Genomic DNA, 22,499 nt, shown 5'->3' with positions numbered 1-22,499 from the left:
CGGGCGTCATGGCGCCGCGTCGTCCGGCTCGCGCACCCAGAGCACGCGCGTGCGCACCGCCACGCCGATGCCGCTGCGGTACAACAGCGCCTGCACGCGGCGCACGGCGCGCCCGCTGCGTACCGTTCCATGCACGATGAAGTAGTGGCTGCCCGCGTCCAGCATCAGGCCCTGGAGTTCGCCGCCCGCCGGCGTCATCGCCGCCGCCCGCAGCGACAGGTCGCTCACGCCGCGCCAGTAGGCACGATCGCGATCGGCAATCAGCGTGCTGGCCTGCGACACCGTCAGCCCCGGCACGAACGCCGCCAGCAGTTCCGGCCCGGCCGTATTGATGTTCAGCGACGTCGGCTCGGGCAGCGCCACGACGAACGGCGCCAGCCGGGCGACCGCCTGCGGCGTATAGCCCCGCACGGCGCGCAGGTCCGCGGCGCGCAGCAGCGGCAGCGGGCCGTCGGGACGCAGTGTGCGCAGGATGTAGTCCGCCGTCGGCGCCGCCAGGCTGGTGTCGAGCGACAGCGACGCCAGCAACCGCCGGTACGCCTGCACGCCCACGGCGCTCACGCCGGGCGGCTCGGACAGGCTGGCGGCCGTGACCAGCGTCATCAGGTTGAAGCGCCCCTGCGCATCCTCGATCTCGGCGCCTACCTCGATGTCCCCGGCGCCGGACAGCGTGGCATGCGATGCCGCCGCCGCGCCGATCCACGCCGCCAGCGGCGCCGGCGGCCGTGGCTCGGCCCAGCGCTGGCGCAGATGATCAATCGACGACTGCGTGCCGCTTTCCTGCACGACGGCCACCGCCCACGCCGTGATCGCGTCCTGCATGGCCTCGCCCTGCGCCCGCAGCCGGCGCGATTCCACGGCGCGCGTGGACGCCTGCTGCTGCACGAACATCGTCGTCACCAGCGTCACGCACAGCGCCACCACCAGCAGCGCCGTGACCACGGCCGCACCGCGCTGGCGCGGCATCACGATCCCCGTCCGGACAGCCACGCCCAGCACGCCTCGACATCGGCGGCCGGCATCCCGGGGCGCGGCCCGGCCAGGAAGCCCAGGTCCAGCGCTACCTCCTCCAGGTGGAACATGTGGTGCTGCGACGGCACCGTGGCCAGGCGCGGCCGGGCGTAGTACGCCTTGTAGAAGCGCGGCGCGGGGTCGCGCAGCGCCTGCACGTCCGCCACGCTGCCGGCCGATCCGTCGAACCAGAACCGCACGGAACTGCCGCCATGCCGCGTGCCGCGTTCGCCGGGCAGGAAGCCCGCCATCGCCAGTTGCAGGTACGGCACCAGCGCCGGGTGCAGCCCGGCCTGGCGCCAGAGCCCGCCCTGCTTGGCCAGTTCGGCCAGCGACAGGAAGCGCTCGACCGGCATCGATGGCAGCAGGTCGTCACGCCGCATCCGCTGCAGATGCCATTCCCAGCGCGAGACATAGGCGTGGCGCTGGGCCACCGACACGTGGACGTCCGGCGACGGGTCGATCCGCAGCCCGTCGGGCAGGTCGCCGTGCCGCACCAGCGGGCACGGCAGGCGGCAGTTCGCGCCATGGCTGAAGCGCGGGCGAATGCGGGTACTGAGCGCGCCGATCAGCAACAGCGCGCGGTGGCACAGCGGGCAGCGCGGCTGCGGGGCCTCCCCCTGCAGGGCCCGGGCGCCGTACTCGTCGAGATAGGCCTGGACCGAGATCATGCGCGCGTCTACCGGATGCAATGCGAGTTTCATGGGCGTGTGCCTGTCGAAACGTCGATGGGCCACAGCCGCTCCCCTGAGTCGAAGCCGGAATGCAGTTGTTGTGCTCGCGGGCGTCGTGGCCGGCGATGTGTGCCACGTTACAAAGCAGGATTTGCGCGGCCGTGACCGAATCTGCGAATATCGCGAAACACATCCGCCCCGCTCCGGTCATACAGGGGCCGCGCCCCCCGCATCCGGCGCACCCCGCCTTCGTCCGCCGTCCGCCTCATGCTCCGCAGGGCCGGCCGGCGCGCGTCAACATAACGAAATGGCATGAGCCAGTTTCGTCATCTCTTCACAGTGCCATCCGTGGGCTTTCATCGCTGTTGCCAAGAATGCCGTCTGCGGGCATGACGCCACAGCAGCGTCACCCGCGGCTTCACCAGTCATGCATGTCATCCATTCCATGCTTTCCACCCAACAGGGAGTTGCACTGTGAAACTGAAGCACGCACTGATCCAGGCCGCTTGCGCGGCCGCCGCTTTCTCGGCGACCGCCGTCATGGCCCAGACCGTCGTCGGTGGTGGCGCCACGCTGCCCGAATTCCTGTACAAGCAGGAAATCCAGCAGTTCCCGGCCGATTACTCGTACGCCTCCACGGGTAGCGGCGCCGGCAAGACGGCCCTGCTGACGAACAACCCGGCCGCCTTCAACACCGCCACCGGCCGCAACGACACCGTCGTGCACTTTGCCGGCAGCGACTCGGTGCTGTCGTCGACCGAAATCAGCAACTTCAACACCGCCGCCGCCGGCCCGCTGGTGCAAATGCCGTCCGTGGCCACGGCCGTCGGCATTCCGTTCAAGAACGGCCTGGCGAACCTGACGCTGAGCACCGACCAGCTTTGCGGCATCTTCTCGGGCAAGATCAACGACTGGAACGCCATCAACGCAGGCTTCCCGGCCGGCACGGCCATCAAGGTCGTGTATCGCGGCGACAGCAGCGGCACGACGGAAATCCTGACGCGCCACCTGGCTGCGGTCTGCACCACGGGCACCTCGGGCAACTCCAACGTGGCCTTCACGGCCGGCACCACGTTCGCCAACAACTTCCCGGGCGGCGTGCCGAGCAACTTCTCGGCCGCCACGGGCAGCGGCGGCGTGCGCGACGCCGTAGATTCGCTGGGCAACGCCATCGGCTACCTGAGCCCGGACTACATCAATGCCACCCTGGCCCCTTCGTCGACGGTTGCGACCAAGAACCTGCCGGCTGCGCGTCTGACCAACAAGAACAACGGCGTGTCGTACACCCCGACCGCCGCCAACACCACGGCTGGCCTGTCGACGGCCACGCTGGGCGCGAACCTGGCCCTGCCGGCAAGCTGGGCGCCGACCGTGGCGAACCCCGCCTCGGGCTACCCGATCGTCGGTTTCACGTTCCTCGACCACGTTCAGTGCTACGCCGATGCGAACGTCCGGAGCAAGATCCTGGCGTTCCTGGATGCGCACACGAACTACACGTCGGCTCAGGTCAATCGCATCAACGGCAACGGCTTCGCACCGCTGCCGACCGCGATTGTCGACGCCATCCGTGGCAACCTGCTGGCCAACAACAACTCGCTGAACCTGAACATCGGCAACGCCACCGCCTGCGCTGGCAAGGCCGGTCGCTGATGGTCTGACGGCAGGCGCCTCCGCACGGGGGCGCCTGCCAACGGCAAGAACCCCGCGCACCGCAAGGCGTGGCGGGGTTTTTCTTATCGTGTGAACCAGGGCCGGAATCGCGGCCGAAAGGCGGGTCTTTCGCCCCACCCCCGCCCCACCCCCGCCCTCCCCCGCCGTGCGGGAGAGGGCAGCCAGGCGTCAGGCGGCCATGCGCGCGACATGCAGCGCCGGCGCCTGCCACGACACCATCTGCATGACGGTGGTGATCTCGATCATGGCCGGTGCATCGCTGGCCGGCAGCGCCAGCCGGGCGTTGCCGTTCGTCCAGCGCCACGGCGTGGCGCCCTGCGTCTCCAGCGGATAGAACCCCTGCGCGAACGCATCGCCGTCCAGCGGCAGCGGTTGGCCGTTCACACGCACCTCGCTGATGCACACGCCCAGCTCGCGCCCGTCCTGCGCGTCGGCGAACAACTGTGCCAGCACGCCGCTGCGCGAGGCCAGCGCCACCTCGCCGGTGCCGGCCGGGACGACGAACCACTGGCGCTGGCCATGGCCGTGCAGTGACTGCATGCGGGCGCCTTCCACCGTCAGGTGCAGGTCCGCGTCGGTCTCGCGCCGGTAGCCAAGCGCGATGGCGCAGTCCAGCAGCATGTGGCGCACCTCCACCAGTTGCGGGCCCGCCATCACGCACGGGGCGCAGGCGTTCTCCCAGCTTTGCGGATCCAGGCGGCCGTGCAGCGCGGCGTGCTGGCCAGCATTGGCAAAGGCGTTGCGGTTGCCGTCATCGAGGTAGCTTTCGCACGGCAGGTCTTCGGCCAGCAGCACGTCGTGGGCATCGAGTTCGACGTGGTAGTAGTCCACCGTCTGCACGCTTTCCTGCACGATGGTGGCGCCGTTGAGCAGGAAGCCCGCCGGGATCAGCACGCCTTCGACATAGATCGCATGGCCGGGCGACACGACCAGGTCACGCGCCGGGCGGCCGTCGGCAAACGCATGCGCCTTGATGCGGATCGGCAAGACTTCCCAGGGGCGCGGATGGCGGGCGCAGTTCACGTGGCTGTGGCCGATCCACCGTACTTCGCGCGCCTGCCCGGCAGCCGTCAGCACGACGTCTCCTTCCTTCAGCGCTTCGACTGCAATCGTGCCACCCACCGTCGCAAGCCGGGTGCCCGCCGCAAAGCAGGGAGCAGGCGGCTCGAAAGCCGGCTGGCCTGCGTTGTCCAGCACGGTGTTGGCCGGCATGTAGCCCAGCCCGTTTTCCTCATTGACGTACATGTCATCGGTCGTCAGCAGGATGTACTCGCCAAAGTTGTTGACGAGCACGATGGCATCGGCGCTGGTCGCCACCACCCGAACGCCGGTCATCTGCAGGTAGTGTTGCGGCCCGGCCATGGGGCCGTTCAGATAGGTGGTATCGATGCTGAAGTTGTAGGTTCCGTTCCCCGCGTCAGTGATGGTGAGCGTGATGGGCCCCCGCTCGATGCCACCGGCCATCTCGCGCGGAATGTCGGCACTGTAGTCATTGCTCTGGGCCGGCAAGGTCCATGTCCCGTCGCCGTTGTCAACGGGCGGGCTGAACAGGTAGGCGTAGTTTCCCGCCTGAATCTCGACACCGTTGTACTGCATCAAATCGATCGCCACTTCAAACTCCTCGTCCGTTCATGAATGATTGAATCGCGTGCGCGCTATTGCCCGCCCTCCCCGAAACCGAGCACCTGGACCGACACGACCGACGGCATGCGTTCCTTCGCATTGGCCGTCTGCTGGCGGGCCAGGTCTTCGGCCGCCTGGTTCACCGCGCTTGCCGCGGCACTGGCCGACGTCAGCGCACCGACGTTGACGCTGGCCATGGCCGGCAGCCCGGTTGCCTTGCCCTGTACCTGGATGTTTGCCGCGTTCACCACTTGCAGCGCCGCCAGGTTGACGTTGCCCGAGACGCGGATGCCTGCCTCGCCCGCGTCGATGGTGCCCAGCGGCGCAATCAGGTCGATGTCGCCGGGCGCGATCTCCGGAATCGGATTGAGCGTGGCGATGCCGGCGCCGGTGCTGGGCACCGTGGGCGACAGCGTGACATTGCCCACGTCGTCATAGAGGCGCCGCGGCGGCGAGAACACCACCGTCGTCTTGGCCCCGCGCCCGGCGTTGATGTCGCCCGTGGCCGACCACGCCGTGATGTCGCCGCCGAACGTGGTGAAGATGCGCGACAGGCCTAGCAGGATGCTGTCGCGCGAGTACATCCGGATATCGCCGGTGCCCTGCGTCAGCAGGCCCGACGATGCCGGCGGCACCACGCCTTCCACGCCGATCACGGTCCGGCCGCCTGGCGTCAGCGTCTCGACATGGCCGCCGAAGTCCGTGCGGATGCCCGAGCCGCCGAACAGCGTGATGTCGCCGTCGTAGGCAATGGCATTGCCCCGGCCGTCCTGGGCCGGGAACAGCGTGGCGATGGCCTGGCGCCCGCGCAGGTAGCTGCCCGCGCGCCGGCCGGACGCATCCGTGTACTCGCGGCCGCTCGCGCGCAGCTCGTTGAAGTAGACCTCGCGCACGAAGATGCCCTGCTCGGCCGGCGACAGCGCCAGGAAGCGCTCGACCGCCCCGCCGGTGCCGCCCTCGCCGTAGCGGGCCGCCAGCCATGCGGCCAGTTCCTTCTCGTAGGTCCGGGCCACCCTGCCCGCGTTGGCCGGATCGTCAAGCCCGTAGGCGGCGTCGGCCGCGTTGCCGGCCGAGAAATAGCGACGCGCGAACGCGCCGTAGTCCGGGCCGCTGGCGCCCACGCCGGCCATGGCGACGATCGACGCCCCGCCCGAGCGGTTGGCCGGATCGACGTTGACGATGGCGCCCAGGCTTTCGATCGATCCCTTGTCCGCCTGGTACAGGTTGCGCCCGGCGCGCACCTCCAGCAGCCCGGGCCCCGCCACGTTGAAGCTCGACTGCACGATGTCGCGGCCCGCCGACACCACCGAGATGTCGTGCGGTGCGGCGTGGACGAACAGGTTGCCGGTGTACGTGCTGCCCGGCAGTCCGGACCCGGCCACCTGGCCCGGCCGGGTGCCAGCGCCCACGACGTCGCGGCCGGCCTGCACCCACACCGGACGGCTACCGACATACCAGGTGTCGCCGGGCGTCACCGCATTGCCGCCGAAGGACACGATCTGCCCCGTGCGCAGCCCCACCACGTCGCCATCGACGGCATAGAAGCGCAGCGGGTCGCGCGCGCCATCGTCGCCGGGGGCCTTGTAGGTGTTCGGCTGGTACGTGAAGAGCCAGTTGCGGCGGGCATTGACCGAGGCGCCGCCCGACGACGCCACGTTGGTCACGATCCCGACCGTACTGTCGCCGGACCGTGCCTCGAAGGCCGGATGGAACGGCGTCGGCAGCATGGCGGGGTCGGCCCCCGACACGTTGACCGGAAAGTCCCGCGCGCGGATATCGCCGGCCGCCAGCATTTCCAGGGTGCCCAAGCGCGTGGGCGCCAGCAGCAACGCGCGGGTTTCCGAAGCGTCGCTCTTGCCATAGAAGATGCTGCCGCTCGCGGCCTCCACACGCAGGGCGCCCGGATAGAGATAGCCGCCGTCGGTATCGAAGCCGCCCGACAGCGAGGCCGGGCCCCGCTGCATCTGGATGGGCGATACGTTCCCGCCGCTGGACGCCAGCGACAGGCCGCTGCGGTCGGTCCACAGCGAGAACCAGCTGTAGCCGCCGCCCGCAAAGGCCCGGCCCTGCGCCTGGAACGGTGTGGTGCTCGCCAGCCGGGCGCGTCCCGGGTCCAGGGCGCCGGTCAGCACCAGGTCGCCGCGCGTCGTCACGGCGACCTCTCCATCGCCCGGTGCGACGTAGATGCCGCCGCCAATCGTCGGATCGATCAGCCTGGGGGCGGTACCCTGCCAGCGCGGGTCCGAGGGATCCGTGCCGCCCGTCCCGGACACATACCCCACCGACGCCGCCGCCAGCACGGTGTTGCCGCGCAGATTGACCACCGAGCCAGACAGGTCCGGCGCATTCGTCAGGTCGCCAGCACCCTGCGACAGCGTCTGCCCCGGGTTCCAGGCCCCGCCGATGCGGACGTCGAGACGGCCCCCGCCGGTCTGCACGAGCGCGCCGTCGACCACCCGTCCGCTGCCGCCCGATACGATGTTGAGCCCGCTGCTGCGCAGGACCTCGCTGTTCCCGCGGTCGGACAGCACGCCGGCATTGCCGCCGACATCGACCCGCACATTGCCGCCGCCCAGCGCGCCGATGCCGGTAAAGCCGATGACCTGCGCGTTCCTGCCCGGCGCATCGACGCCATACGGTTGCGCATACGTGCCGAAGTTGATCCACCAGGCCGTGCGCTGGCCGATCTCGTCGCCGCCCTGCCGCCACAGCCAGTTGCCGATCAGGTTGCTCGCCACCATGCCGGCAAGCGGACCGGCATTCTGCGTCCCGATCAGGTCGCCCCGCAGGTCGCCCTGCGCGGCAACCCGCACGTCGCCGCCGCGCTGCGGATACCAGGCCTGGTAGTTGCCGTTGCCGACCAGCGCCTCGTAGCCCGCCGCCACCCCCGCGCCCAGCACCGACCCGTTGCTGGCGCCCCGCGCCAGGTTGAACGGGTCGCTGCCATTGGCGCCGATGCCGGCTGCCTGCGTGCCCGCGGTATAGACGCCGTAGGGCGTGGCCTGGAAGACGTCGCCGCCGGCCAGCATGTCCAGGTCGGCGGTGCCGGTACGGACCACGCTGAACACGGGCTGCCTGACCGTGCTCCGGATCGATGTGTAGTGATAGTCCGACAGCCGGATGCTGCCCGCGCCGCCCAGCCCGCTGGCGGCCTGCAGCGTGCGCGTGTCGGCCGAAGCCGTATCCGCGCCGCCCGCCAGCCGCATCGACCACGAGTCCGAACCCGCCGCCAGCATCGGCGCCACCGCCCACAGCCGGCCCTGGCTGCCCGCCACCGTCGGCCGCAGGTCGATGCTGGCCACTGTGCCGGTACCCGCCGCATTGGCGAATTGCAGGTTGATGCCCGGCGGCAGCTTGGTGCCGGAGGGCACCTGCACGTTGGCCGCCAGGCTGGCCGCGCCGGAGAAGATCGACAGCGGCGTGCCGGCGGGCACCGTGAACGCCTGCACCTGCAGCAGCACGGGCAGCACCGTGCCGGCGTCGAGCTGGCTGCCGCGCGTCAGGCTGGTGGCCTGCGCGATCACCGTGCCGGCCGCAAAGCGCACGCTGCCGTCTGGATTGCGCACGGCGGCGCGCAGCGTGGTGCCGGCCGGAATCGTCGCGGCCGCGTTCAGCGCCACGCGCGTGGGCACTTCCACGCCGGCCTTCAACCCCGTGGCCCGCACCGGGATGTCGAAGCCGAGCGCGCCATTGACGTTGGTGAACGATGTCACCACGCCCGACGTGGCGCCGCGCAGCGTCACGGCCACCGGCAGCACCAGCTCGCCGCGCGACGGCTCCACGCCGGCCGCGAGCTTCCAGTTGGCATCGTCGGGCGTGGCAACGGGCGGCGCAAAGCCGTCGGTGATGCTGCCGAAGATGTTCAGGTCGCCGCCCGCGCGCAGCACAAGGGCACCCGGCTCGCCGCTGCCGCGCACGCTGGTGGCGTTGGGGCCGTAGCGGTAGCCGGAAAGGTCCACGTCGCCGCTGACGGTCAGGTTGCCGTTGGCCGTGCGGCTGGCGATCTCCACGCCGGGCCGCAGGTGATAGGCCGCGCCATAGCTGCGCAGGCCGGCCAGCCGCGCCTGCAGGCCGGCGTTGCGCTGGGCGCCATCGATGAACGCCAGGCTGTCCTGGTGCAGCAAATCGAGGTACGCCTGCGTGACGATCTGGTTGGTCCGGCCGTCGAGCGTCGGCACGGGGTCCGCCGGCGCGTTGTCGTAGCGCCAGAAGCCCTGCACCGCGATGCTGGCCGCGCCATCCACGGTGATCGGCCCCGACGCTTCGATGCGCATGTCGTTGGCCGTGGCCGATCCGGCCCGGCCGGCATCGAGCACCAGCCGGCCGCGCGCCACGGCATCGGCCGAGCGCAGGTCGACGTGCGCGCCGGGCGCCAGCGTCAGCGTGCCGCCGGCCGCTGACAGCGCCACGGTGGCGCGGTTCGTCGCGTCGATGGGCTGGCCGTAGCCGTCCACGTCCAGCGTCGTCGCGTGGGCGTCCAGCAGCGCGCCGCCAGCAATCGTCAGGTTGTCGCGCGCGGCCAGCCGGATGCTGCCCGGCGACGTGCCGCTGGCGTCGACCTTGCCGTTCACGGTCAGGCTGCCGCCATCCGCCGACACCGTCACCGCATGGGCGCGCAGTTCGTCGCCAATCACGAGGTCGCCCTGCTTCACCACGAAGCTGCGCGCGCCAAACACGACGCCGTCGTTCAGGCGCCGGTTCAGGCCACCAAAGTCCGCCAGCACGCGCGCGCGGATGTCGATCGCGCCGCTGGCCGCCGGGTCCGCCCCGTTACCGGCGCCACCGTCGATGCGGCCCGCCAGGTCGACGCGCCCGGCACCTTCGCCCAGCGCCGTGACCTGGATGGTGCCGGCCGCCGCGCCCAGCGGCGCGGACACGTCGATGCGCGACCCGGCCGCCTGCGTGACGTTGCCGCTGGCGCTCTCCAGCACCAGGTCGCCGCCCGGCGTGGCGCGGGTCTGGTCGAAGTACGTCTTGTCGCGCCCCGCCAGGTCGATCTGCGCCGCGTCGGTCAGCGTGATGTCGCCGGTGGCCGTCGCCACGAGCTTGCCACTCGGCAGCGCCACGCGCGACGCCAGCGTGACGGTGCCGCCGCGCAGGCCGATCTCCGCGCCGCGCGCGCCGGCGCCGGCCGCCGCGTCCTGCTGGCCGGGCTGCTGCGCCACGGTCAGCGCCCCGCCCGCCACGTACTGCGTGACCGATCCCGCGTCGCCCATCAGCAGCGGGGTGTTCAGGTTCAGGTTGCCGCCGCTGTACTGGTAGCCCTGCCCCGGCACGTAGCTGCCCTGCGCCTGCCACGCGGACAGCGTGTTGCGGTGGTTGGCCGAGATACTGCGGGCCGCTGTCAGGTTGGCGGTGGAGAACCCGAGGATCAGGTGATCGAGATTCAGCCGGGAATCGGGCGCCGCAAAGCTGGCATAGCCCAGCACGATGTCGTCGGCCACGAGGCTCAGCGTGCCGCGTCCCGTGCCCGCGCCGCCGTCCAGCACCGCGCCCGGCCGTGCGCTCGACGGCTGCGTGGTCGTGTTGTAGGCCACGCCGTCGCTCACGCCGCTCCAGATCAGCTTGCCGGCCGTCAGCGTGGCCACGTCGCCCGCCTCGCCCCGGCCGTAGATCGCCGGCGTGGTCAGGATCAGCTCGCCCAGGCGCGATTTGCCGGTGGCGGGGTCGATGGCGCTCACGTCCACCGTGCCGAAGAAGTTGATCGCGCTGCTGGCGCCCAGCCGCAGCGACGCCAGCGCGGGCACGCCGGGCTCGTCGTTGCCGGCCAGCAGGCGGTCCAGCAGCGCCTGGTTGAACTGCAGCCCGGCCGGCAGCACGTTGTCCCGCGCCGCGGCGGCCAGCGCGCCGGCGCTGCCGATATTGATGCTGGACCCGGACAGGCTCAGCTCGCGCGCGCCGAAACGCAGCGCATCGTCCATCGTCAGCGTGCCCGCGCCCTGCAGCATCAGCGCCAGCGACCCTTCGGTGTAGAGGCGCGCCGCGCCGATGCGGATGCCGCCGCTCTGGGCCGAGACACTTTCCGTGCGCAGGTCCAGCCAGTTGTTGGACAGCGCCAGCACGGGCAGCGCATTGACGCCGTTGGCGTGGCCCGCGCGATAGACATAGCCGTCCGCCGATCGGAACGGCGTGGCGGTGCCCATGCCGAGCGTGTCCAGCCGCGCGCCCGACTCGATCGTGATGCCGCCGACGCCGGCGGTGGCGATGATCTCCGGCGCGCGCACGACGCTGCCCTCGCGGACGTTCAGCGCCCGCGTCATTGTGTTGATCGAGAAACTGCCCGGGTTCGCGGCCTCGGCAACGATCGTGCCGCCCAGCACCAGCCGCGGCGCCTGCAGCGCATTCAGGCTGCGGTCCGTGACCGACGCCATGCCGTCGGTCGCCGCCGTGCCCGCCGGACGCACCTCGACCGGGGTCGTGGCCAGCGTGGCGTCGACCGTCACGTAGCCGGGATTCCGCCCCCCGCTGGCGGCGTCGAACACCGCGCGGCCATCGAACGTGAGCGCGTCGCCGGGCGTCGCCGGCACGCCCAGCTTCAGGTTCAGCGCGTGACCATCGGAAGGCAGGGCCGCCAGCGGGTTGCCCAGCGTGCTGGCCTGCTCGCGCGCAAAGTCGGCATAGCCTGTTTCGTTGTACTGCGCGTACTTGCGCACCGTATCGGCCCCCGTGACGATCACGCGCGTGGGCTGGGCGTCGCGCACGGCGCCATTGGCCACGCCCTGCACCGCCGACACCGCGTACGACCCGTTGCGCAGGGACAGCACGCCCTGCTGGGCCAGGCTGGCCGTGCCGCCCAGTTCCACGCGGAACGCGCCGGGCATCAGCGCATAGCTGGCCGGCATCAGCGTATAGGTGCCCGCCGGCAGGCCCGGCACGCCGGACGGCACCGTGATCTGGCGCCCCACGCCGGGAGCGTTGCGCGCGGCAGCATCCACCGGCGCGTAGGCGGCCTGCATGGACGGCACGATCGCATAGACCGCGTTGCCGGCATCGCTGAACGTATTGGCCGGGCTGGCATTGGCCAGCGCCGTGTTCAGCACGTCCACCGATCCGCCGCGCCCGCTCACGAACGCCACGCCGCGCAGGTCGCCGCCGCCCGAGAGGTCGAGCAGCGCGCCCTGTTCCACGTCGATATGCTGCCCGATGACGTTGATGGCGCTGTCGGCCAGCCTGACCTCCTGCGTGGTGCCATCGGCCTTGCGGTACGTGTACGTGATGCCGTCCGTGGTGCCCCCGTACGGCAGGCTCAGGCCGGCGCCGCTGACCGAGGTGATGCTGCCCGGCAGGAACGCCACCGTGTCGGTGACAAACGGCTTGTCGCCGATGGCCTCACTGACGTTGCCCACGCCGATCTGGAGCTTGCCCAGCGGCGCGCGCAGCACGGCGCCCTGCCGCACGTCGGGCGCCTGGATCGTCAGGCTGCCGAACACCGCCAACGGTTGCGCCGGCGCGTCGGCCGTGGTCCGGCCCAGCGCGATGCGCTCGGTGGCGAACAGCGATGCCGTGGCCGAGGACACCGGGTAGATCTGTGCCGCATCCAGCGTCAGCACGCGCGATGCGCGCAGCGCGCCGGCCAGCCGGATATCGCCCTGGCTCGTGAAGTCCACGCTGCCGAAGCCGGCACGCGCCACGGCCATCTGCCTGCCGTTGGCCAGCTGGACGTCGCCCGTCATGCCGGCGAGGTCGATCGTGCCCAGGTCGATCAGGCTGGCCCGCACCGACAGCGACGCGTCGGTCTCTGCCCGCGCGCGCTGGAGCTGTGGCTTCACCACCGGATAGGCCCGGCTGTCCGTGACGGTCGACGCGCGCTGTGCCGCATCCAGCGCCACGTATGGCGCCGACAGCGTCACGTGGGTGTCCGGCACGGCCGCGCCCGCCAGCGACGCCGCGTCGATCCAGCCGGCGCCGACATGCAGGCTCTGCCGCATCGCAAGGTCGACGCTGCCCACGAATCCCACCGCGTCCACCGATACCAGCGACAGGTCGTCGAAGCGCCCGGCCGCAATGCGGTCGACGCTGATCGCGCCGCGCCCCAGCGCGTACGGGGTGGACGCCTGGTCATGCTGGCTGACCAGCAGCTCGCGCGGCACACGCGCGGCGTCGGGCAGCGCCGTGTCGCGGTACAGCGGCGATTGCAGTTCGAGCGTCAGCGCCCCGCCACGCGCGGTGGCGCCGCCGGCCGCCGCGGTCATCCGGCCGTCCAGCGTGAAGCCGCTGAAGCTGCGCACGGCGATGCGGCCGCCACCGCTCGCGGCGTCGTACACGGCCTGGAACATCGGATCGAGCCGGTTCGATACCGCGCCCGCTGCCAGGCTTGCCGACGTGCCCGATGCATCGAGCACTGCGCCGGCGCGCACGATCACGAACGCATCGGACGACACCGGCGCCCGGGTGTCGTCCACCACGCCGCCCTCGCTGCCCAGCACGATGGCGCCGCCATCGGGCACCACGCCGTAGGCGCGGCCATACTGGTCCCGCGCCGTGGCCGCGCGGGCGGCCACATCGAGCCGCGCATGGTCGTCAATCACGATGGCAAGGTCGCCCGGGGACGGATCGGCCTTGCCGCCGCCCGGCACCCGCGTATTGAGCACGGCGATGCTGCCGCCCGGCGCCACCAGCGTGCCATCCACGCGGATGCGGTCCTTGCCGTCCACGCGGATCGCGTGGCCCGCGTCCACCTGCAGCACGCTGCCCGTGCCGATGTCGATCCTGCCGCCCGACAGGTAGCCGCCCGCGTTGTCGTAGTACGCGGCCGAGCGCAGCGTCAGGTCGGCCCCGGCCCGTTGCGTCAGCACGCCCCGGGCGGCATCTTCCAGGTATGCCGGCGGCAGCCAGCGCGCCATCGCACTGGCCGGATCGGTGCCGGTGGGCGCCTGGCGCGCCGCGTCGGTCAGCCGGTAGACCGGTCGCGTGACATCGAGCCGCGTGCCGTCCGCCACGGTCAGCGCGTTGAAGCCGTTGACGTCGTACGCGCCGAAGCCGCTGGCGAACAGCGATGCCGGCAACAGCAGTTCGCCGGGCCCGGCCGCTGCCGCACCGCCGATGCGGACGGTGCCCGCCGACACCGCCAGCGTGCCGCCCGCGCCGGCTGCGTAGCCGCGTACGTCGCCATCCAGATGCAGCGTCGACGCCGGGTCGGGCGTCATGCCCGCCGCGCTGGCGCCGGGCGCGTTGGCGGCCAGCGTGACCGACCCGCCCCTGCCGCCGTGCAGCGATCCATCGGCCAGCACCGCGCCGCCGCCCGATGCGTCGACCACCGCGCCACGCGCCACGGTCACGTCGTGGGTGGAGCCGATGTCGACCGTGCCGCCATCGGCGAACGCCAGCGCCGCCGCGTCCGATCCATCGCGCAGCGCGTTGACCCACTTGCCGCGTACATCCAGCGTCACGTCCGGCCCGATCGTCGCGTACGCCTTGCCGTCGATGCCCAGCGGCGTCTCCGCAAACGTGCCGCTGCGCGCCAGCACGTTGCCCAGCCGGATGCTGCCCGCGCGGGCCGTGACGCTGGCGTTGACGTCGATATGGGGCGCCACCACCTTCAGCGCGCCGCCATCGGCCAGCGTGAGCGCACCGTCCACGCGGAACGTCGCACCCGTATAGACCTCGATGCCGCCGAGCCCGAAGCCCGAGAAGCGCGCGGCGTCCAGCCACGCGGTGCCGGTGCGCCCGGGTGCCAGCGCATCGTCGGCGGTCATGCCGCCGGTGGCCGCGGCGCCGCCGGCCGTGAAACGCACGTCCACGGCCGGCTGCGTGCGCAGCGGCGCGTCGTTCTGGAAGTGGCCAAGCACGAACTGGCCGGCCTGCGCCGCCGTGTTCTGGGCGGCCTTGTAGCCGTCGGTGACGGCCGCATCGCGCCGCGCCACCTGGCGCTCGCCCTGCAGCACGTTGGCGTGGATGTCGCCTTCCAGCACGGCCGTGGGCGCATCGACGACGAGCCTGCCCGCGTCGCGCCCGGTCACGTAACCGCGCTGCCACCGGTACGTCGGCGCCAGCGCGGTGTTGTAGAAGCGGTCGGTCACGCCCCAGCGCGCGTAGTCCACCTGGAAACCGTTGTAGAGCCCTTCGTAGAGCAGGTCGCCCGGCGCCGTGTTGGCGTCGTAGAAGCCGCCATCGCTGCCGCGCACCCAGCTCGTGCGCATGAAGCCGTCGGCGGTCACCACGGTGCCGCCCGCCAGGTTCACGCTCGATCCACGCTGCGTGACCACCTCCTTGCCTGCCAGCCGGACCGAGCCCCCCACGGCCGCCCATTCGCCGATCGTGTGGCCCGTGGTCCCCAGGTAGCCGCCCACTTCGAGCAGCCCGCCCGGCGTGTAGTAGCGGTCGGTGGCGTAGCCGCCGGTGCCGGCCGGCAGCAGCACGAGATCGCGCACGTCGACCCATACGTCCTGGCTGGTCAGCTTGCCGCTGTCGCGGCTGCCCGGCGCGTCGCGCTGCTCGTTGCCCTGCACGCTGACCTTGACGTTGTTGCCATCCATCGCCACCTTGACGGACGGCGCCCCGGCCACGTCCAGCCGCGCACCGTCGGCCACGAAGGCCCGGCCCGCCGCGCTGACCGCGATCTGGCCGCCCGTGGCCAGCGTCAGCGACTGGTTGTCGAACGTGACGTTGCCGCCCGAGACCACCTCCACGCGCGACTGGTCGCGGCGGTCCGGCGCCCGCGACAGGTTGTCGAACGCCGCTGGAATCGCCGTGCCCGCGATGCGCGCCTCGTCCTGGGTCTTCGATTCGGCGATCAGCGCGTCGCGCTGGCTGTCGAGCGCCGTGTCGGTGCTGTCCTCGATCAGCACGGCTGTCACGCTGCCCTTGCCCAGCGTCACGCGGCCCCTGGTATCGGCGGCCGAGTTCAGCAGGTGAATCGTGCCGCGCTGGCTGACCGACGTGGTGGACAGCGCCACGCCGTCCTGCCGGACGTCGTGCCCGGCCAGCGTGATGTCGCCCCGTTCGGCCTGGATCACGCCGCGGTTGACCACCGTCCCCGCCACGCTGTCCGCCGCGCGCAGCACCGCCACCTCGTTGCCGCGCGTGGTGGACACCTGGTTGCTGTCCGAGCTGTAGCCGGGGCGCAGGATGAAGCTGTCGCCAGCGGCCAGTTGCGCCTGGCCGCGCGGCGTGGCGATCGTGCCCTCGTTGCGCACCTCGCCGCCCAGCAGCAGCGCGTACCCGCCGCCCTGCGTGACCGATGCCGGCGCGCGCGTGTTCAGTTGCGCGCCCGCCTCGACGATCAGCTTGCCGCTGGCGTCGGTAAAGCTTGGCGCGAACGTGCTGCCCGCGTTTGTGCTGTACAGGCCGTTGCCGCGAAACTGCGCGTCGCTCATGCGCGCCGCGGCGGCCACGAGGTTGCCCGTATCGACCTGGCTCGATCCAGAGAAGATCACGCCATTGCGGTTCAGCACCATGACCGTGCCGGCGCCGCTGATCTGCCCCTGGATCTGGCTGGGACGCGCCTGCGGGTCGTTGACGCGGTTCAGCACGGCCCAGCTCGCCTGCTGGTCGAAATGCAGCGATGTGTTGCGCCCGACGTTGAACGTCTCCCAGTTCAGGATCGCCCGGTCGCTGGTCTGCCGCACGCCCACCAGCACGCGGCCGGTGGCGGGATCGATGGTCTGCGTGGGGCCGTCGGCGCCGCTCCAGCCGGCCGTGGCCGCGTTGGTATCGACCTTGAGCCCGCCTTCGCCCAGGCCGTCCGGCACGCCGCCGGCCGCGCGCAGCGCCGCCTCGCGCGCCTTGCGCTGGGCCTCGGCCGCCGCCGCGGCGGCCTGCGCCACCTGCCCCAGGTTGGCGATCGACAGGCGCGTCTGCGCGTTGATCTGCTGGATCTGCTGCGGCGTGAGCGTGGCGCCCCATTGCGTCATCGTGCCGATGCGCGCGGCGTCGGCCGCTGCCTGCTGGCCGGCCTGCTGGCGGATCCACGCGCCGTTGAAGGCCGGGCCCGCGGCCGTGGCCTGCGCGGACCACGCGGCCAGCACGACGGCCATCGCCTGCGCCAGCGGACGCGGCACGCCTCGCCATGCGGTGGCGCGCGCGCGGGCGCGGACTTGCGGGGTGGGCTTGAGCAGGGGATTCATCGCCGGGTACGGGGTCGCTTCAAAATCGCGGCAGCTTGCAGACCACCGGTGACGCGTTCGTGAACGGAAATAGGCAGATTTGCCGGAAGCCGCGCGCCGCAAGGGCTGGCGGCACGCGCCTGGGCGCGCGGCCGTGGCGCGCCGGCCACGCCGGCCTGCGTAGATTCTGTCGCAATCGATTCATGCAGGCGCAGCGGGCCGGGTGACGCGCGATCTACGGAGATTTCGCCATATCCGAGACGCGAAGCGTGCCTAGCATCCGACCTCGCCCCAAGGTCGGGGCCCCGCACAACTCACTTCGTCTCCATGTCATCGCGCCCGTTGCCACTGCCTGAAGCACACCACCCAGTCGCCCAGTCCAACGGGCTGCGCCGTGCCCCGGGCGTGCTGACGGCGCCGGACTTCGAGTGGCGCGCCCCCCCGCTCAGCGAGACGCGGCTGGCGCGCGACGCGGGCGCGCCCGGCTGGATCGACACGGCACTCGACGCCATGCCCGAAGCCAACGGCCACGGCGGCCACGCGCTGATCCAGGCCGTGGTCAAGGCGCGCGTGGGCGGCACGTTCTGGGGCACGGACCCCGCCGCGGCGCTGGCCGAAGCGGGGGACCGTCCGCTGGCGCTGCTGCGCCCCGGCAACCTGCGCCAGGCCGCGCAGATGCTGGCGCTGGCGCAGGGCTGGAACCTGCTGCCGTGCCTGGTGATGCCCACCACGGCGCACTGGAAGAGCACGCTGCACGCGCAGTTGCAGGCGCAGGGCGGCATCCTGCTGCACGATCCCGTGGACCCGTGGCCGCTGCTCGACCGCTGCGCGCGCGTGATCGTCGACGGCAACGACACGGTCGGCTTCCTGGCGCTGCTGGCCGGCAAGCCCGTTACCTGCGTGCAGACCGGCTACCTGTCCGGACGCGGGCTCACGCATGACGTGGGACTCACCGAGCGCAAGGCGCCGCGGTCTCTGGCGCAACTGGCCGAGGCGGTGCTGCGCGACGGCACGCGCTACATCGACCCGTTCACCGGCAAGCCGTGCGACTGCGACGCGGTCATCGAGCTGCTGCACTTCTGGCGCGCGTTCTGCCACCAGAACCGCGAGGTGGCCTGCTGCACCGGCATGGCGCTCTGGAAGCGGCGCGACATCACGCGCTTCTTTCACAATGGCGCGCGCCCGGTGCCCTTCTTTGCCGGATCGCGCCGGCCCGCGCAGTTTGCCCGGCGGCAGCGCGGCGCGGTGGCCGTGTGGGCCACGCGCGAGACGCTGGAACTGGCCGTGGAAGCCAGCGAGGCGCGCGTGCCGCTGTATCGCGTGGAAGACGGCTTCATCCGGTCGCGCGGCCTGGGCAGCGACCTGTATCCGCCGATGTCGATCGTGGTGGACCGGCGCGGCATGTACTACGACCCCACCAGCGGCAGCGACCTTGAAGTGCTGCTGGCCGAAACCACGTTCACCCCGGCGCTGCTGCGCCGCGCGCGCAACCTGCGGCGCATGCTGGTCACGCACCGCATCACCAAGTACGGCAGCGGCCATGCCGACGCCCCCCCCTGCCGCCGCTGCCGGCGGGGCGGCGTTGCGTGCTGGTGCCGGGCCAGGTGACCGACGACGCGTCGCTGCGGCTCGGCGGCGCCGGCATCGCCAGTAACCTGGAACTGCTGCGCCGCGTGCGCGCGGTGGAGCCTGACGCCTACATCGTCTTCAAGCCCCACCCCGACGTGGAGGCCGGCCACCGCCCCGGCGTGGTCAGCGACGAGGACGCGCTGCGCCATGCCGATATGGTCGCGCGTGGCACGTCCCTGGCACGCTGGCTCGATGCGGCCGACGCCGTGCACGCGCTGACGTCGCTGGCCGGCTTCGAAGCGCTGCTGCGCGGCCGCGAGGTCATCGTGCACGGCCAGCCGTTCTACGCAGGCTGGGGCCTGACGCGCGACATGGCGCCGATGGCGTGGCGCCGGCGCACGCTGACGCTCGACGAACTGGTGGCCGGCACGCTGCTGCTGTACCCGCGCTACCTCGACCCCGAGACCGGCCTGCCCTGCCCGCCCGAGGTGCTGGTGCAGCGCTTTGCCGAGCGGGGCCGCCGCAAGCACGCGCCCGTGCTGTCGCGCCTGCGCCAGTGGCAGGGCCGGCTGCGGCGCGCCATATGGGCCATGCAGGGGCGCCTGCTGGGGGCGTGGTCGTGACCGCCGGCGCGCCGCGCACCTTCCTGTTCCTGCAGGGGCCGCCCGGGGCGTTCTTCAGCCGGCTGGGCGCCGCGCTGCGGGCCGCGCGGCATGGCGTGCACCGCATCAACTTCCATGGCGGCGACGCGCTGGACTGGCGCGCCGGCCCCGCGCTGGCGTGGCGCGGGCGCGACCATCGCTGGCCGGACTGGCTGGCGGCGCAACTGGCACGGCTGGGCGTGACCGATCTGGTGCTGTTCGGCGACTGCCGTCCGTTGCATCGCGCGGCCATCGGCGTGGCGCACCGCCATGGCGCGCGCGTGCATGTGTTCGAGGAAGGCTACCTGCGTCCGGACTGGATCACGCTGGAGCGCGACGGCGTGAACGGCCATTCCACGCTGCCGCGCGACGCGGCCTGGTATCTGGCCCAGGCACGCGGCCTGCCCGCGCCGCCGCCGCATGCGCCGATCCCCGGCAACTTCGGCGCGCGCGCACGGGCGGCGCTGGGGTACTACCTGGCCGCGTACTGTTCCTGGCCCGCGTATCCGCACTACACCACGCATCGCGGCTGCCATCCGGCGCGCGAACTGGCCGGCTGGGCGCTGCGCCTGACCCGGCGCCGGCGCGCGGCACGGCAGGCGGCACAGGCCACCGCGCGGCTGGCGGGGCAGCCGTACTTCCTGTTTCCGCTGCAGCTCGACTCCGATTTCCAGTTGCGCGTGCATTCGCCGTTCGGCGGGCTGGCCGATGCGCTGGCGCGCGTCATCGACGACTTCGCGCGCCACGCGCCGGCCGGCTGCCTGCTGGCGATCAAGTCGCATCCGCTCGACAATGGCGTGACCGACTGGCACGGCGTGGCAATGCGCCAGGCCCGGCGCGCCGGCATGGATGGGCGGCTGGTCTGGATCGACGGCGGCGACCTCGACCTGCTGGCGCGCCACGCGTGCGGCATGGTCACCGTCAACAGCACCAGCGGCACGCTGGCGCTGGCCGCCGGCGTGCCCGTGCGCGTGCTGGGCACGGCTGTCTACGACCTGCCCGGCCTGACCGACCCGCAGCCGCTGGCCACGTTCTGGCAGGCGCCGTGCGCGCCCGACGCGGCGCTGTTCGATGCGTTCCGCCGCGTGCTGGGCCACCGCTGCCTGCTGCACGGCGGCTTTCACAACGCGGCGGCCATCGGCCTGTTGATCGGACCGGTATGCCGGCGGCTGCTGGGCGCCGCCGAGCCGGCCGATACCGCTGCGCCGGCGCCTGCGGCGCTTGCTGGAGCCGTCGCATGAGCCACCCCGAACTGCTGCTGGACATCACGCGGCTGATGCGCCGCGCGCGCCATGCCACGCCCACCGGCATCGACCGCGTGGAGATGGCCCATGCCGACTATCTGGGCCGCCACGCTGCCGGGCGGCTGGTCTATACCGCCATGCACCCGTGCGGCTGGCACGTGCGCCTGCCCGCCGCGGCCACGCGCCGCTTTCTCGACGACACCGCGCGCCGCTGGCGCGGCGACCCCACGGGCCCGCGCCTGGCGGCATGGCGGCTCTGGGCGGCGCTGTGCCTGTCGTGGCCGCGGCTGCCGCGCCCGTGGCCGTCGGCGCGGCGGGCCGTCTACCTGCTGCTGTCGCACACGAACCTGGAACGTCCCGCCGCCGTGGCGCGCGCGCTGGCGGCGGAACAGGCGCGGCTGGCCTGCCTGGTCCACGACGCGATTCCGCTCACGCATCCCGAATTCGCGCGTGCCGGCATGGCCGACGTGCACCGGCGGCGCATGGAGACCGTCGACGCGCTGGCCGACCTGGTCGTCTGCAACTCGCGGGCGACGCTCCAGGCCATTGCCGGGCGGCTGCCGCGGGACCCGCACGGCGCCCGGCTCATGGTCGCGCCGCTGGGTGTGGCGCCCCCGCGCGCGCCGGGCGCCGACGCCGGGCCATCACCCGGTGCGCCCTGTTTTGTGATGCTCGGCACGATCGAGCCGCGCAAGAACCACATGCTGCTGCTGCAGCTCTGGCAGCGGCTGGTGGCACAGGCCGGGCCGGCGGGGGCGCCGCGCCTGCGGATCGTGGGCCGCAGCGGCTGGGAGAACGCACATATCCTGAACCTGCTGGCACGGTCGCCGGCGCTGCGCGGCGTGGTGACGCTGACCCACGGCATGGCCGATCGCGACGTCGCCACGCTGCTGCGCGGCGCGCGGGCGCTGCTGATGCCGTCGCTGGCTGAAGGCTTTGGCCTGCCCGTGGCCGAGGCGCTGGCACTGGGCGTGCCCGTAATCGCCAGCGACCTGCCCGCCCTGCGCGAAGCTGGCGGCGACGCGCCCGAGTACCTGGACCCGCTGGACGGCCCCGCGTGGCTGCGCGCGATCCACGACTACACCGACGCGGCCGCGCCGCGCCGCCGCGCCCAGCTTGCCCGCATCGCCGCCTGGCGCGCGCCGGGCTGGGACGACCACTGCCGCATGGTGCTCGACGCCATCGACCGGCTGCCGGACACCGCCCGCCCACCGACGGAGGCCAACCTTGCCAACTGATTCGATCGCCTCGCCGCTGCGCCACGGCCTGCGCGTGCAATGCCGCGTGATCGGCGCGCTGATCCTGCGCGAACTGCATACGCGCTACGGCCGCGAGAACATCGGCTACCTGTGGCTGATTGCCGAGCCAATGCTCCTGGCCGGGTCGGTATCGCTGATCCACATCGGCGACAGCCACCATCGCGGCGGCATCCTGCCGGTGCCGTTCGCGCTGGGCGGGTACTGCGCGTTCATCATCTTCCGCTCGATCGTCACGCGGGCCGAGGGCGCGCTGCACGCCAACCAGCCGCTGCTGTACCACCGCATGGTCACCATCTTCGACATGCTGGTGGCGCGCGCGGTGCTGGAGGCCGCATCCAGCGTCGTGGCGCTGCTGTTGCTGCTGGCCGGCGCCTGCGCACTGGGCGTGGCCCAGCCGCCGGCCCGGCCGCTGGTCATGCTGGCAGCGCTGGCGCTGATGACGTGGTTCTCGTTCGGCGTGTCGATGCTGGTCTGCACGGCCACCTACCTCAGCAAGATGGCGCACCGCCTGATCCACCCGGTGGTGTACCTGGCCATGCCCATGTCGGGGGCGTTCTTCCTGCTCAAGTGGATTCCCGACCCGTACCGCACCTGGCTGTCGTGGGTGCCGCTGACGCAGATCTTCGAGCTGCTGCGCGAGGGTCAGTTCCAGAGCTTCGAGAGCCCGTACATCGACCCCTTCTACATCGTGGCGTGGTGCCTGGCGCTGACGCTGGCCGGGCTGGCCAGCCTGCGGGTCCTGCGCCGCCACGTCCACCACTGA

10 protein-coding genes are annotated in these 22,499 nt (G+C 72.1%); 6 read left to right on the top strand and 4 right to left on the bottom strand.

From position 1 onward, the window contains the following. Window positions 1-6: 6 nt before the first annotated feature. Both gspK and EPAKOI_RS05735 read right to left on the bottom strand, forming a co-directional pair. Window positions 7-990, bottom strand: coding sequence for a type II secretion system minor pseudopilin GspK (gspK, locus tag EPAKOI_RS05740; protein ID WP_423193226.1), 984 nt, complete (start codon window positions 988-990; stop codon window positions 7-9). Continuing rightward, the gene (locus EPAKOI_RS05735) at window positions 966-1,715 is read right to left on the bottom strand and encodes a hypothetical protein (protein ID WP_423193225.1); all 750 of its coding nucleotides are present in this window, start codon (window positions 1,713-1,715) and stop codon (window positions 966-968) included. Before EPAKOI_RS05735 ends, gspK begins: the two co-directional genes overlap by 25 nt. A gap of 444 nt (window positions 1,716-2,159) precedes the next feature. Between EPAKOI_RS05735 and EPAKOI_RS05730 the strand changes: the two genes are divergently transcribed. Continuing rightward, complete coding sequence (locus EPAKOI_RS05730) at window positions 2,160-3,335, top strand: substrate-binding domain-containing protein (RefSeq protein WP_124684586.1); 1,176 nt, start codon at window positions 2,160-2,162, stop codon at window positions 3,333-3,335. Between the two features lie 189 nt (window positions 3,336-3,524). Here the strand turns inward: EPAKOI_RS05730 and EPAKOI_RS05725 are convergent, their stop codons facing one another. Continuing rightward, window positions 3,525-4,967 (bottom strand): Hint domain-containing protein, encoded by a 1,443-nt coding sequence (locus tag EPAKOI_RS05725; RefSeq protein ID WP_423193224.1) that lies wholly within the window; start codon window positions 4,965-4,967, stop codon window positions 3,525-3,527. Between the two features lie 44 nt (window positions 4,968-5,011). Further along, window positions 5,012-17,044: a filamentous haemagglutinin family protein gene (locus tag EPAKOI_RS05720; protein ID WP_423193223.1), complete on the bottom strand. Its 12,033-nt coding sequence runs from the start codon at window positions 17,042-17,044 to the stop codon at window positions 5,012-5,014. A 321-nt stretch (window positions 17,045-17,365) separates the two neighbouring features. Between EPAKOI_RS05720 and EPAKOI_RS05715 the strand changes: the two genes are divergently transcribed. The 5 genes from EPAKOI_RS05715 to EPAKOI_RS05695 are packed head-to-tail and all read left to right on the top strand — an operon-like array spanning window position 17,366 to window position 22,499. After that, window positions 17,366-18,631 (top strand): hypothetical protein, encoded by a 1,266-nt coding sequence (locus EPAKOI_RS05715; RefSeq protein WP_423193222.1) that lies wholly within the window; start codon window positions 17,366-17,368, stop codon window positions 18,629-18,631. Beyond that, on the top strand, window positions 18,610-19,215 hold the full coding sequence (locus tag EPAKOI_RS05710) for a hypothetical protein (RefSeq protein WP_423193221.1): 606 nt from the start codon (window positions 18,610-18,612) through the stop codon (window positions 19,213-19,215). Before EPAKOI_RS05715 ends, EPAKOI_RS05710 begins: the two co-directional genes overlap by 22 nt. Beyond that, on the top strand, window positions 19,176-20,474 hold the full coding sequence (locus EPAKOI_RS05705; RefSeq protein WP_423193220.1) for a capsule biosynthesis protein: 1,299 nt from the start codon (window positions 19,176-19,178) through the stop codon (window positions 20,472-20,474). Before EPAKOI_RS05710 ends, EPAKOI_RS05705 begins: the two co-directional genes overlap by 40 nt. Then, complete coding sequence (locus EPAKOI_RS05700; protein ID WP_423193219.1) at window positions 20,471-21,715, top strand: glycosyltransferase family 4 protein; 1,245 nt, start codon at window positions 20,471-20,473, stop codon at window positions 21,713-21,715. Before EPAKOI_RS05705 ends, EPAKOI_RS05700 begins: the two co-directional genes overlap by 4 nt. Then, on the top strand, window positions 21,705-22,499 hold the full coding sequence (locus EPAKOI_RS05695; protein WP_124684591.1) for an ABC transporter permease: 795 nt from the start codon (window positions 21,705-21,707) through the stop codon (window positions 22,497-22,499). The genes EPAKOI_RS05700 and EPAKOI_RS05695 overlap by 11 nt, the downstream gene beginning before the upstream one ends.

Origin of the sequence: Cupriavidus sp. H18C2 (assembly GCF_049393795.1) — a bacterium.
GTDB lineage: Bacteria > Pseudomonadota > Gammaproteobacteria > Burkholderiales > Burkholderiaceae > Cupriavidus > Cupriavidus pauculus_C.
This window is presented reverse-complemented; position numbering and strand designations above follow the sequence as displayed.